Source organism: Pseudomonas sp. LBUM1669, assembly GCF_059695705.1.
This window is the reverse complement of record NZ_CP166784.1, coordinates 6,108,853-6,121,542: the sequence shown is the minus strand read 5'-3', so window position 1 is coordinate 6,121,542 and position 12,690 is coordinate 6,108,853. Positions and strand designations below refer to the sequence as shown.

Genomic DNA, 12,690 nt, shown 5'->3' with positions numbered 1-12,690 from the left:
GAACATTCCATGAATACCGAAGGACTTACTGAAGTTGCCGTAAAAGAGGCTCAACCCGTGGCCGAGCAAATCGCCGAGACGCCGCCGGAGCTGGAGCCCGCTCCACCCGCGGCGGTGACCGAAACCGCAACAGCGGCTCCAGCGATTGCCGTTCCCGGCCTGGATGACAGCAGCCTGTATATCCATCGCGAGCTCTCGCAACTGCAGTTCAACATCCGCGTGCTGGAACAGGCGCTGGATGAGTCCTACCCGTTGCTGGAGCGGCTGAAGTTTCTGCTGATCTTCTCCAGCAACCTGGACGAGTTCTTCGAGATTCGCGTGGCCGGCCTGAAGAAGCAGATCACCTTCGCCCGTGAACAGGCCGGCGCCGATGGCCTGCAACCGCATCAGGCCCTGGCCCGCATCAGCGAGCTGGTACATGGTCACGTTGACCGCCAGTACGCGATTCTCAATGACATTCTGTTGCCGGAACTGGAAAAACATCAGGTTCGCTTCATCCGTCGGCGTCACTGGACCACCAAGATCAAAACCTGGGTGCGCCGCTATTTCCGCGACGAGATCGCGCCGATCATCACCCCGATCGGCCTCGACCCGACGCACCCGTTCCCGTTGCTGGTGAACAAGAGCCTGAACTTCATCGTCGAGCTCGAAGGCATCGACGCCTTCGGTCGCGATTCCGGTCTGGCGATTATCCCGGCGCCACGTCTGCTGCCGCGCGTCATCAAGTTGCCCGAAGAAGTGGGCGGCGCGGGCGACAACTATGTGTTCCTGTCGTCGATGATCCACGCGCACGCCGATGACCTGTTCCAGGGCATGAAGGTCAAGGGCTGCTACCAGTTCCGCCTGACCCGCAACGCCGACCTCGCGGTCGATACCGAAGACGTGGAAGACCTGGCCCGCGCCCTGCGCGGCGAGTTGTTCTCCCGTCGCTACGGTGACGCGGTGCGTCTGGAAGTGGCCGACACGTGCCCGAAACACCTGTCCGACTACTTGCTCAAGCAGTTCAACCTGCACGAGACCGAGCTGTATCAGGTCAACGGTCCGGTCAACCTGACCCGCCTGTTCAGCATTACCGGCCTGGACAGTCAGCGCGCTCTGCAATACACGCCGTTCACCCCGCAGATCCCGAAACTGCTGCAGAACAGCGAGAACATCTTCAGCGTGATCAGCAAGCAGGACATCCTGTTGCTGCACCCGTTCGAGTCATTCACCCCGGTGGTCGACCTGCTGCGCCAGGCCGCCAAGGACCCGCATGTATTGGCGGTCCGCCAGACGCTGTACCGTTCCGGCGCCAACTCGGAAATCGTTGATGCACTGGTCGATGCCGCGCGTAACGGCAAAGAGGTCACCGCGGTGATCGAATTGCGTGCGCGCTTCGATGAAGAGTCCAACCTGCAACTGGCTAGCCGTTTGCAAGCGGCCGGTGCGGTGGTGATCTACGGCGTGGTCGGCTTCAAGACTCACGCCAAGATGATGCTGATTCTGCGCCGCGAAGCCGGCGAGATCGTGCGTTACGCGCATTTGGGCACGGGCAACTACCACGCGGCCAACGCCCGTCTGTACACCGACTACAGCTTGCTGACCTCGGACGACGCCTTGTGCGAAGACGTCGGCAAACTGTTCAGTCAGCTGATCGGCATGGGTAAAACCCTGCGGATGAAGAAGCTGCTGCACGCGCCGTTCACGTTGAAGAAGGGCATGCTCGACATGATTGCCCGCGAAACCCAGTTCGCCCTCGACGGCAAACCGGCGCACATCATCGCCAAGTTCAACTCGCTGACCGATCCGAAGATCATCCGCGCGCTGTACAAGGCCAGCCAGTCGGGTGTGCGCATCGATCTGGTGGTGCGCGGCATGTGCTGCTTGCGGCCGGGCATCGCCGGGGTTTCGCACAACATCCACGTGCGCTCGATCATCGGTCGTTTCCTGGAGCACACCCGGGTCTTCTACTTCCTCAATGGCGGCGAAGAGCAGATGTTCCTGTCCAGTGCCGACTGGATGGAGCGCAACCTCGACAAGCGCGTCGAGACTTGCTTCCCGGTGGAGGGCAAGAAGCTGATCATGCGGGTCAAGAAAGAGCTGGAGCTTTATCTGACCGATAACACTCACAGCTGGAGCCTGCAGGCGGACGGTCGCTACATCCGCAACACGCCGACCGGCAACCAGAACCCGCGCAGCGCGCAGGCGACCCTGCTGGAGCGGTTGGGCAGCCCGATTCTGGCTGTTCGCTGACGCAGATTCGGTTGGGCAAAAAAAGGGCGATCCACATGGATCGCCCTTTTTGGTTTCAGCTGAATACCTGTGGCGAGGGAGCTTGCTCCCGCTGGGCTGCGTAGCAGCCCCAAAATCGGTCACGGGTGGTTTTCTGAAAAACTGTCAATTCATGTGGGGGCGCTTCGCACCCCGGCGGGAGCAAGCTCCCTCGCCACAGGTAGGGTGTTTACCTTTTAGCGCACGTTCAGGGTGAAGCTGACCCGGGTGAGCCATTCCGCTTCGAGGGCGAAGTCGGCCTGGGTCAGTTGGTTTTCGTCGAGCCAGTTTTCCGGGAACAACACATCGAGGCTGTCGCGGCTGGCGTGCAGTACCACCTGCGGCATTTCCTGGGTGCCACGGATGTGATGGAACAGGATCGCAAAGCGCAGCAGCACGCACAGGCGAATCAGCTTGATGCCGTCATCGCCGAAATCGGCAAACCGGTCCTTGGGAATATTGCGCCGGTGACCACGCACCAATAGCGCGAGCATCAGTTGGTCTTCACGGGAGAACCCAGCCAGGTCCGAGTGCTCGATCAAGTAGGCGCCGTGCTTGTGGTACTGATAGTGAGCGATGTCCAGGCCCACTTCATGGACCTTGGCGGCCCAGCCGAGCAGTTCGCGCCAGATGCCATCATCCAGATCCCAATCCTTGGCCACTTGATCGAAGGCATGCAGGGCTTTGCGTTCGACCCGCGCCGCTTGTTCCAGATCGACGTGATAACGCTCCATCAGCGAGCTGAGTGTGCGTTCACGGACGTCCTCATGATGATGACGGCCCAGCAGGTCATAGAGCACGCCTTCGCGCAGGGCGCCTTCACAGTGGTCCATGCGTTGCAGTTCGAGGGCGTCGAAGATCGCTTCGAGAATCGCCAGGCCCGCCGGGAAGATTGCGCGGCGGTCGGGCTTGATGCCTTCGAAGTCGATTTTCTCGACGTCGCCCAGCTTCATCAGTTTGCGCTTGAGCCAGGCCAGGCCTTGGGCGTTGACCTCGCCGGTGCCGTGACCGCCGGCCTTCAGCGCCAGGCCGATGGCGCGGATGGTGCCCGAGGAACCGATGGCTTCATCCCAGGTCAGGCGGTGCAGGGCGTGTTCGATGCTCATGATCTCCAGCCGCGCTGCGGTGTACGCCTGGGCGTAGCGGGCCGGGGTGATCTTGCCGTCCTTGAAATAACGCTGGGTATAACTGACACAGCCCATTTGCAGGCTTTCGCGCAGCAGCGGTTCGAAGCGCTGGCCAATGATGAATTCGGTACTGCCGCCGCCGATGTCGGCCACCAGGCGTTTGCCCGGGGTGTCAGCGAGGGTGTGGGAAACGCCGAGGTAAATCAGGCGTGCTTCTTCACGACCGGAGATGACTTCCACCGGGTGGCCAAGAATTTCTTCGGCGCGGTGGATGAATTCGCCACGGTTACGGGCTTCACGCAGGGCGTTGGTGCCGACGATCCGCACGGCGCCGGGCGGCATACCGTTGATCAGTTGGGCAAAACGCTTCAGGCAATCGAGCCCGCGTTGCATGGATTCTTCACTGAGCTGACGCTCATCGTCGATGCCGGCGGCCAGCTGAACCTTCTCCCCGAGACGCTCGAGAATACGGATTTCGCCGTTCTGGGCCTTGGCCACGACCATGTGAAAGCTGTTGGAGCCCAGGTCGATTGCGGCGATCAGGGACAGATTCTTGGCTTGGGATTGCGGCATGGTCATGGGGTCTCGGTCGATAACCTCGACATCGTGCCACGATCAAACGCTGACGCCAACGCGCAGGAGTTGTGGAAGGCTGCGATCTTTTGGCGCGGGAGCCTATGTGGCGTAGCTGACGGCCACTTCGCGGGCAAGCCTCGCTCCTACAGGGGACGGTGTTGTCCAAAATCTCGCGGACGGCGCAAATCCCTGTAGGAGCGAGGCTTGCCCGCGAAGACGGCCTCACAGGCGCTGAAGAACGATCAGACCGCCGCTTCAACCGTCCCGATGAAATTCGCCAGCTCCGCCGTCTGCGGATTTGCAAACAAAATCTTCGGATCCCCGACTTCATGCACCTTGCCCTGATGCATGAACACCAACTTATCCCCAACCTCGCGGGCAAAGCGCATTTCATGGGTGACCATGATCAGCGTCATCCCTTCTTTGGCCAGTTGCCGGACCACGCTCAGCACTTCATTGACCAATTCCGGGTCCAGCGCTGACGTGATTTCGTCGCACAGCAAGACTTTGGGAGACATTGCCAACGCCCGGGCAATCGCCACGCGCTGTTGCTGCCCACCCGACAGCCGGTCCGGGAAGGCATCAAACTTCTCGCCCAGCCCGACCCGCTCCAGCATCTCCCGCGCCAGCTCGACCGCTTTGGCCTTCGGTACTTTCTGCACCACTTGCGGCGCGAGCATCACGTTTTCGCCCACGGTCAGGTGCGGGAACAGGTTGAACTGCTGGAACACCATCCCGACTTTCTGCCGTAAGGTGCGCAAATCGGCGCGGGCAGCGTCGAGGTATTCGCCGTCGACTTCGATCACGCCGTCGTTGATCGACTCCAGGCCGTTGAGGGTGCGCAGCAAGGTGGATTTGCCCGAACCGCTGCGGCCGATGATTGCCACCACCTGGCCTTCCTCGACGCTCAGGTCGATGCCTTTGAGCACATGGTGGTCGCCGTAATATTTATGCAGGGCGGAAATTCTAAGCAGAGGCATGCAGTCTCCTTTCCAGATAGCGCGCACTGAGGGACAAGGGGTAGCAGAGCAGGAAGTAACCGAGGGCGACGAGGCCATAGACCATGAACGGTTCGAAGGTCGCGTTGGCGAGCATGCCGCCGGTCTTGGTCAGTTCGGTGAAGCCGATGATCGAGGTCACGGCGGTGCCTTTGACCACTTGCACCGAGAAGCCCACGGTGGGCGCCACGGCGATCCGCAGCGCTTGCGGCAGAATCACGTAGCGCAGTTGCTCAAGCGGATTGAGCGCCAGGCTCGACGAGGCTTCCCACTGGCCGTTGGGAATCGAGTCGACGCAGCCGCGCCAGATCTCCGCCAGATAGGCGCTGGTAAACAGCGTCAGGGCCAGCGCCGCCGCCATCCACGGCGAAATCTCCACACCGGCCAGCGCCACGCCGAAGAACACCAGAAACAGCTGCATCAACAGCGGCGTGCCCTGGAACAGCTCGATGTAGGTACGGGCAATGTTGCGCGGCAGGGGCTTTTTCCAGATGCGCATGACCATGATCAGCAAGCCGATCAGCCCGCCGCCGATAAACGCCACCAGTGACAGCGCCAGGGTCCATTGCAGGCCGGTGAGCAGGTTGCGCACGATGTCCCAGAAGGTGAAATCGCTCATTGGCTGCTCCTCGAAATGTAGCGGCGGCCGATCCAGTTCAGCAGTTGGCGGATCAGCAGCGCCATGCACAGGTACAGCAGCGTGGTCAGGGCATAGGTTTCAAAGGCGCGGAAGTTGCGCGACTGAATGAAGTTGGCGGCGAAGCTCAACTCTTCGGTGGCGATTTGCGAGCAAACCGCCGAGCCGAGCATGACGATGATGATTTGGCTGCTCAGGGCCGGCCAGACTTTGCCCAGCGCCGGCAGCAGAATCACGTGGCGGAACGCTTCGAATCGGCTCATCGCCAAGGCCGCAGCGGCTTCCAGCTGTCCTCGGGGGATCGCCTGGATGCCGGCGCGGATGATTTCGGTCGAATAGGCGCCGAGGTTGATCACCATCGCCAGCACTGCCGCCTGCCATTCGGAAATCTGCACCCCCAGCGATGGCAAGCCGAAGAAGATAAAAAACAGCTGCACCAGGAACGGCGTATTGCGGATCAACTCGACGTAGACCCCGAAAATCGCCGAGAACGGGCGAATGTTCCACGCCCGCACCAGCGCCCCGACAATGCCCAGCCCCACCCCGAGCACCGCGCCGATGGCGGTCAGTTCAAGGGTGAACAGCGCGCCGCGCAGCAGCAGGTCGGTGTTTTGCACCACCGGCAGAAAGTCGAACTGATAGGCCATATCAAGTCTCCCGAGCGACGATCAGAGGTCGGCCGGCAATGGCTCTTTCAGCCAGGTCTGGGAGTTTTTCTCCAGTGCTCCGTCGGTTTTGGCGGTGGCGAGGATCTGATTGACCTTGCCCAACAGCGCCGGCTCGTTCTTGTTCACGCCGACATAGACCGGCGAGTCCTTGAGCTTCACTTTCAACGCTGGAATGCGTTTTGGGTTCTTCTCGCTGATCGCCACCATCACCACGTTGCCGCTGGCGATCAGGTCAACCTGGCCGGCGATGTAGGCGGCGATGGTTGAGTTGTTGTCTTCGAAGCGTTTGATGGTCACGCCTTCGGGAGCGACTTTGGTCAGTTCGATGTCTTCGATGGCGCCTCGGGTGACGCTGACGGTCTTGCCCTTGAGGTCGTCCAGGCTTTTGATGTCGGCGTCTGGCGGACCGAACACGGCGAGGTAGAACGGCGCATAGGCGCTGGAAAAATCGATGACTTTCTCGCGCTCGGGGTTCTTGCCCAGGCTGGAGATCACCAGGTCAACCTTGCCGGTGGTCAGGAACGGGATGCGGTTGGTGCTGTTGACAGGGGTCAGTTCAAGTTTGACCTTGAGTTGCTCGGCCAGCAGTTTGGCGGTGTCGATGTCGAGGCCGCGCGGTTTCATGTCCGGGCCGACCGAGCCGAACGGTGGAAAGTCCTGAGGCACGGCCACTTTGAGGACGCCGCGTTTGACCACATCCTCCAGGCCGTCGGCGTGAGCGGGTGCCTGGCTCAACATCAGGCTGGAAAACAGGGCAGTGAGAAGGGCGCTGTAACGCAGGGTCATGGCGAATCTCCGGATCGGCGAGGAATGAATTCTGCGGATCGACAGAGCACGGGCCATGCCAAGAAGCGGTTTTCGATGCCGCAGGCCACGGCTTTACTGGGTTTGGTCGGTCTTACTGGTCTGAACAGTGAAAAGGCGTTTCGCACCCTCATGGCGCATCCGTGAAACGTGCCGAACTCCCATGGGGCACGACTTGCCGAGGGCTGCGAATAGCTTTACAACTAGCCGCTCATTGTCCTGGTTCGTCTGAAAAAACCATGAATTCGATTTCCCGAGCCGTACCTGAAGTGGCGCTGCAAGCCATCCGTAAACTGATCACTGAACAGGGTTTCGCGCCGGGGGATGCCTTGCCCTCGCAGCGGGATCTGGCGGTGCAGTTGGGGGTCAGTCGGGCGTCGCTGCGTGAGGCGCTGTCGTCGTTGAGTGCGCTGGGCGTGATCAGCATCCAGCCGGGCAAGGGCGTGTTCGTGCAGTCGCCGGTGGACTTGCCACGTGGCGATGCGGCACTGAGTTGGCCCTTCGCGGCCCAGGCATCGCCGTTGGACATTTTCCAGTTGCGTTATGCCCTGGAAGGTTTTGCCGCAGGTTTGGCCGCGGTGACCCTGAGCACTCACGAACTCGATGCGCTGGAAGATAACGTTGCCGCCATGCGCTGCGAATTGAAGGCCGGCGACTTCGAGGCGGCGGCGCGACTGGATTTCGAGTTTCACCGACGCATTCTGCTGGCCAGTGGCAATCAGGCGATGCTGAGCATCCTCACGGCAAGCGCCGACATTTTTCTGGAGAGCCAGAAGCTACCGTTCATCCGGGCCGAACGGGCCATGGAAACCTGGCAGGAGCACCGCAAAATCCTCCGCGCGCTGGCCCGGCGCTCGTCCGGTGCGGCACAGAAAGCCATGCAGGAACATGTGCGCAATGCCGCCCTGCGCACCGGAATTGCCTTCGTCGCTCCCGCCGCCCCGTGACTTGAGCTATACCCAAACTCATGCCGCACCATAGCGAGACTCAATCAACTGCACCTTCCTGAACGAAGGAAGGGCAGCTATGATGGGCCACGTTTTTTTGCTTACAACCTGGAGACTTCCATGAGCAGCGATCTTATCAAACACGTCACCGACGCTAGCTTCGAGGCTGACGTACTCAAGGCCGAAGGCGCTGTACTGGTCGACTACTGGGCTGAATGGTGCGGCCCTTGCAAAATGATCGCTCCCGTTCTGGACGAAATTGCTGAAACCTACAAAGGCAAGCTGACCATTGCCAAACTGAACATCGACGAAAACCAGGAAACCCCGGCCAAGCATGGCGTGCGTGGCATCCCGACTCTGATGCTGTTCAAGAACGGCAACGTTGAAGCGACCAAGGTCGGCGCATTGTCGAAGTCGCAACTGGCGGCCTTCCTCGACGCCAACATCTAAGCGTTGTTATAAAGCGTCATGAAAAGGCCCCGCATATTGCGGGGCCTTTTCGTTATTGAGGGCTAGACGCTCCGAAACTCAGGTGGTACATTCGGCCCCGCACTGGTTTCTCCATTGCCCCCTGCTAGCCGTCGCCGACGCACTCCTTTTCGAATAAGTACGCGATCCTGTCGCCTTCTCTGCGGCGCGGCCTCATTAAGCCAAAAGCTTAATTTCCCCCCCCTCCATAAATGATTACGTCATTCCTATATGAATCTGACTGAACTCAAGCAAAAGCCGATTACCGAACTGCTCGAATTGGCCGAACAGATGGGCATAGAAAATATGGCCCGTTCGCGCAAGCAGGACGTGATTTTCTCCCTGCTCAAAAAGCACGCGAAAAGCGGCGAGGAAATCTCCGGTGATGGCGTGCTGGAGATTCTCCAGGACGGCTTCGGCTTCCTGCGCTCCGCTGACGCTTCCTATCTCGCCGGCCCAGATGATATCTACGTCTCGCCGAGCCAGATCCGTCGCTTCAACTTGCGCACCGGTGACACCATCGTTGGCAAGATCCGCCCTCCGAAGGAAGGCGAGCGTTATTTCGCGCTGCTCAAGGTCGACACGATCAACTACGATCGTCCCGAGAACGCGAAAAACAAGATTCTCTTCGAGAACCTGACCCCGCTGTTCCCGACCGTGCGCATGAAGATGGAAGCCGGCAACGGTTCCACCGAAGACTTGACCGGTCGTGTCATCGACCTGTGCGCCCCGATCGGCAAAGGCCAGCGCGGTCTGATCGTTGCACCGCCGAAAGCCGGTAAAACGATCATGCTGCAGAACATCGCAGCCAACATCGCTCGTAACAACCCTGAAGTTCATCTGATCGTATTGCTGATCGACGAACGTCCGGAAGAAGTGACCGAAATGCAGCGCACCGTGCGCGGCGAAGTGGTCGCCTCGACGTTCGACGAGCCGCCAACCCGCCACGTGCAGGTTGCCGAAATGGTGATCGAGAAGGCCAAGCGCCTGGTCGAACACAAGAAAGACGTGGTGATCCTGCTCGACTCCATCACCCGTCTGGCTCGCGCCTACAACACCGTGATTCCGAGCTCCGGCAAAGTACTCACCGGTGGTGTCGATGCCCACGCCCTGGAGAAACCGAAACGTTTCTTCGGCGCCGCGCGGAACATCGAGGAAGGCGGTTCGCTGACCATCATCGCCACCGCGCTGGTTGAAACCGGCTCCAAGATGGACGAAGTGATCTACGAAGAATTCAAAGGCACGGGCAACATGGAACTGCCGCTGGATCGTCGCATCGCCGAAAAACGCGTCTTCCCGGCCATCAACATCAACCGTTCCGGCACCCGCCGCGAAGAGTTGCTGACAGCCGACGACGAGTTGCAACGCATGTGGATCCTGCGCAAGCTGCTGCACCCGATGGACGAAATCGCTGCCATCGAGTTCCTGGTCGACAAGCTGAAAACGACCAAGACCAACGATGAGTTCTTCCTGTCGATGAAACGCAAGTAAGTCGATAGACCAGCAGAAGCCGGGGAAACCCGGCTTTTTGCTATCTGATTTTTGATGAACCGGCAGTTCATGGTTCTGAATAGAGGGGTTCGGCGCTAAACTGCCACCCCCGAACGGCACGGCCAACACGAGGCTCACGCATGCAGTATCGCGACTTGCGCGACTTTATCAGCGGCCTGGAAAAGCGCGGCGAACTCAAGCGCATCCAGGTTCCGGTGTCCCCAGTGCTCGAAATGACCGAGGTTTGCGACCGCACCCTGCGGGCCAAAGGTCCAGCCCTGCTTTTCGAAAAGCCCACGGGTTATGACATCCCAGTGCTCGGCAACCTGTTCGGCACCCCTGAGCGCGTGGCGCTGGGCATGGGCGCAGAAGCGGTCAGCGAATTGCGCGAGATCGGCAAGCTGCTGGCGTTTCTCAAGGAACCCGAGCCGCCGAAAGGCCTGAAAGATGCCTGGTCCAAGCTGCCGATCTTCCGCAAGATCATCGCCATGGCACCGAAGGTGGTCAAAGACGCGGTCTGCCAGGAAGTGGTCATCGAAGGCGACGACGTCGACCTCGCGATGCTGCCGGTGCAGACCTGCTGGCCAGGCGATGTCGGCCCGCTGATCACTTGGGGCCTGACCGTCACCAAAGGTCCGAACAAGGACCGTCAGAACCTCGGCATCTACCGTCAGCAAGTCATTGGCCGCAACAAAGTCATCATGCGCTGGCTGAGCCACCGGGGCGGCGCGCTGGATTACCGTGAGTGGTGCGAAAAGCATCCCGGTCAGCCGTTTCCGGTCTCCGTGGCACTGGGCGCTGACCCGGCGACCATCCTTGGCGCCGTGACGCCTGTACCGGACAGTCTTTCCGAATATGCTTTCGCCGGTCTGCTGCGCGGCAACCGCACCGAACTGGTGAAGTGCCGTGGCAACGACTTGCAGGTCCCGGCGACCGCCGAGATCATCCTTGAAGGCGTGATCCATCCGGGCGAAATGGCCGATGAAGGCCCTTACGGCGACCACACCGGTTACTACAACGAAGTCGACAGCTTCCCGGTGTTCACCGTCGAGCGCATCACCCACCGCATCAAACCGATCTACCACAGCACCTACACCGGCCGTCCGCCGGATGAGCCGGCGATTCTCGGCGTGGCGCTGAATGAAGTGTTCGTGCCGATCCTGCAGAAGCAGTTCCCGGAAATCACTGACTTCTACCTGCCGCCGGAAGGTTGTTCGTACCGCATGGCCATCGTGACCATGAAGAAGTCGTATCCGGGCCACGCGAAGCGGGTAATGCTGGGTGTCTGGTCGTTTTTGCGACAGTTCATGTACACCAAGTTCGTTATCGTCTGTGATGACGATATCAACGCACGCGACTGGAACGACGTGATCTGGGCCATCACCACGCGCATGGACCCCAAGCGTGACACGGTGATGATCGACAACACGCCGATCGACTACCTCGACTTCGCCTCGCCGGTCTCCGGACTGGGCTCGAAGATGGGGCTCGATGCCACGCATAAATGGCCGGGCGAAACCACTCGCGAGTGGGGCCGGGTGATCGTCAAGGACGACGCCGTGACCCAACGGATCGATGCCATCTGGAATCAGTTAGGAATAGATTGATGCGTGTAACCTTGCAGCCCTCCGGAGCAGTGCTAGAGATTCTGCCCGGCGAGCGGATTCTCGATGGCGCGCGGCGCCTGGGCTATGAATGCCCGCAAAGCTGCCGCAACGGTAACTGCCACGTGTGCGCGGCGTTGCTGGTGGAAGGGCGGGTCGAACAGGCCGGCAATGTGCGCGACCATGGCGAGTTCTACACTTGCATAGCAGAGCCGCTGGAAGACTGCATCGTGCTGTGGGATGGCGTGCTCGCGCTGGGAGAATTGCCGGTGCGCAGCTTGTCGTGTCAGGTCATTGAATGCAGGGACGTCGGCGGCGATACCTTTCGCGTGCATCTGCGGGCGCCAGCCGGCAAGCCACCGCGTTATCACGCGGGTCAGTATTTGATGATCGAGCGCGAGAACGGCGAGAAATCCGCCTTCTCCCTGGCCTCGGCACCCCATGCCGGGCGAGACCTGGAAATCCATGTGCTGGCGCGCGAAAGCAGTGCGCTGAACCTGATCGAACAACTGCAACGCAATCCGATGGTGCGCATCGAGATGCCGTTCGGCGATACCCATCTGGCGGAACTGCCGGACGGTCCGCTGGTGCTGATTGCCGCTGGCACCGGTATGGGCCAGATCCACAGTCTGATCGAACATTGCCGGGCCGCGGGTTTCAAGCATCCGGTGCATCTGTATTGGGGTGTGCGCCGGCCTGAAGACTTTTATGAAATCGAGCACTGGGATGAGTGGCTGAAACTGCCCAATCTGTTCCTGCATAAAGTCGTCAGCGATCAATGCGGCTGGCAGGGGCGTTGCGGGATGCTGCATGAGGCGGTGTGTGAGGACTTCCCTGATCTGAAAGCGCTGCACGTGTATGCCAGCGGCTCACCGGCCATGGTCTACGGCACGCTGGATGCGTTGGTCGACGCGGGGATGGATGCGCACCAGATGCGCGCCGACGTCTTTGCCTACGCGCCTCGATCTTGATCCTCGATCTTGATCCGTGATCTTGATCCACGCTCCTAGTCGTTATAACTCCCCATATAGCCGATCGGTATTTATAGATTTATATAAATACCGGTAGGTTATATCCAGCAAGGTCATTATTTAAGAACTGTGCCATGGCACTTAAATTG

General features: G+C 60.1%; 11 protein-coding genes. 6 read left to right on the top strand and 5 right to left on the bottom strand.

The annotated features are described in order from the left end of the window. Positions 1 to 9: 9 nt before the first annotated feature. Positions 10 to 2,232: a polyphosphate kinase 1 gene (gene ppk1 / locus ACA051_RS28505; RefSeq protein ID WP_497306299.1), complete on the top strand. Its 2,223-nt coding sequence runs from the start codon at positions 10 to 12 to the stop codon at positions 2,230 to 2,232. 215 nt (positions 2,233 to 2,447) lie between these two features. On the opposite strand, the gene ppx is transcribed toward ppk1, so the two are convergent. From ppx to ACA051_RS28480, 5 genes are all read right to left on the bottom strand, one after another. After that, complete coding sequence (gene ppx / locus ACA051_RS28500) at positions 2,448 to 3,950, bottom strand: exopolyphosphatase (RefSeq protein WP_497310678.1); 1,503 nt, start codon at positions 3,948 to 3,950, stop codon at positions 2,448 to 2,450. Positions 3,951 to 4,195: 245 nt separating this feature from the next. After that, complete coding sequence (locus ACA051_RS28495) at positions 4,196 to 4,933, bottom strand: amino acid ABC transporter ATP-binding protein (RefSeq protein WP_497306298.1); 738 nt, start codon at positions 4,931 to 4,933, stop codon at positions 4,196 to 4,198. Continuing rightward, positions 4,920 to 5,570, bottom strand: a complete 651-nt coding sequence (locus tag ACA051_RS28490; RefSeq protein WP_497306297.1) for an amino acid ABC transporter permease — start codon at positions 5,568 to 5,570, stop codon at positions 4,920 to 4,922. The genes ACA051_RS28495 and ACA051_RS28490 overlap by 14 nt, the downstream gene beginning before the upstream one ends. Further along, a complete protein-coding gene (locus tag ACA051_RS28485) occupies positions 5,567 to 6,235 on the bottom strand; it encodes an amino acid ABC transporter permease (RefSeq protein WP_497296577.1) in 669 nt (222 codons plus the stop codon). Before ACA051_RS28485 ends, ACA051_RS28490 begins: the two co-directional genes overlap by 4 nt. Before the next feature lie 21 nt (positions 6,236 to 6,256). Then, positions 6,257 to 7,042, bottom strand: coding sequence for a transporter substrate-binding domain-containing protein (locus ACA051_RS28480; RefSeq protein ID WP_497372787.1), 786 nt, complete (start codon positions 7,040 to 7,042; stop codon positions 6,257 to 6,259). 257 nt (positions 7,043 to 7,299) lie between these two features. Between ACA051_RS28480 and ACA051_RS28475 the strand changes: the two genes are divergently transcribed. The 5 genes from ACA051_RS28475 (at position 7,300) to ACA051_RS28455 (ending at position 12,541) form a co-directional block, all read left to right on the top strand. Beyond that, positions 7,300 to 8,007, top strand: a complete 708-nt coding sequence (locus ACA051_RS28475; protein ID WP_497306293.1) for a FadR/GntR family transcriptional regulator — start codon at positions 7,300 to 7,302, stop codon at positions 8,005 to 8,007. A 120-nt stretch (positions 8,008 to 8,127) separates the two neighbouring features. Then, complete coding sequence (gene trxA / locus ACA051_RS28470) at positions 8,128 to 8,457, top strand: thioredoxin TrxA (protein ID WP_003438289.1); 330 nt, start codon at positions 8,128 to 8,130, stop codon at positions 8,455 to 8,457. Between the two features lie 249 nt (positions 8,458 to 8,706). Then, complete coding sequence (gene rho, locus ACA051_RS28465; RefSeq protein WP_007942421.1) at positions 8,707 to 9,966, top strand: transcription termination factor Rho; 1,260 nt, start codon at positions 8,707 to 8,709, stop codon at positions 9,964 to 9,966. 140 nt (positions 9,967 to 10,106) lie between these two features. Next, positions 10,107 to 11,573 (top strand): 4-hydroxy-3-polyprenylbenzoate decarboxylase, encoded by a 1,467-nt coding sequence (gene ubiD, locus ACA051_RS28460; RefSeq protein ID WP_219094975.1) that lies wholly within the window; start codon positions 10,107 to 10,109, stop codon positions 11,571 to 11,573. Continuing rightward, positions 11,573 to 12,541, top strand: coding sequence for a CDP-6-deoxy-delta-3,4-glucoseen reductase (locus tag ACA051_RS28455; protein ID WP_497372785.1), 969 nt, complete (start codon positions 11,573 to 11,575; stop codon positions 12,539 to 12,541). The genes ubiD and ACA051_RS28455 overlap by 1 nt, the downstream gene beginning before the upstream one ends. Positions 12,542 to 12,690: the final 149 nt, after the last annotated feature.

Excerpts from the sequence above, each read along its gene's own strand:
- ppx (WP_497310678.1), bottom strand. The coding sequence starts at position 3,950 with ATGCCGCAATCCCAAGCCAAGAATCTGTCCCTGATCGCCGCAATCGAC.
- ACA051_RS28475 (WP_497306293.1), top strand. The coding sequence starts at position 7,300 with ATGAATTCGATTTCCCGAGCCGTACCTGAAGTGGCGCTGCAAGCCATC.
- ubiD (WP_219094975.1), top strand. The coding sequence starts at position 10,107 with ATGCAGTATCGCGACTTGCGCGACTTTATCAGCGGCCTGGAAAAGCGC.
- ACA051_RS28490 (WP_497306297.1), bottom strand. The coding sequence starts at position 5,570 with ATGAGCGATTTCACCTTCTGGGACATCGTGCGCAACCTGCTCACCGGC.
- rho (WP_007942421.1), top strand. The coding sequence starts at position 8,707 with ATGAATCTGACTGAACTCAAGCAAAAGCCGATTACCGAACTGCTCGAA.
- ACA051_RS28495 (WP_497306298.1), bottom strand. The coding sequence starts at position 4,933 with ATGCCTCTGCTTAGAATTTCCGCCCTGCATAAATATTACGGCGACCAC.
- trxA (WP_003438289.1), top strand. The coding sequence starts at position 8,128 with ATGAGCAGCGATCTTATCAAACACGTCACCGACGCTAGCTTCGAGGCT.
- ACA051_RS28485 (WP_497296577.1), bottom strand. The coding sequence starts at position 6,235 with ATGGCCTATCAGTTCGACTTTCTGCCGGTGGTGCAAAACACCGACCTG.
- ACA051_RS28455 (WP_497372785.1), top strand. The coding sequence starts at position 11,573 with ATGCGTGTAACCTTGCAGCCCTCCGGAGCAGTGCTAGAGATTCTGCCC.
- ppk1 (WP_497306299.1), top strand. The coding sequence starts at position 10 with ATGAATACCGAAGGACTTACTGAAGTTGCCGTAAAAGAGGCTCAACCC.
- ACA051_RS28480 (WP_497372787.1), bottom strand. The coding sequence starts at position 7,042 with ATGACCCTGCGTTACAGCGCCCTTCTCACTGCCCTGTTTTCCAGCCTG.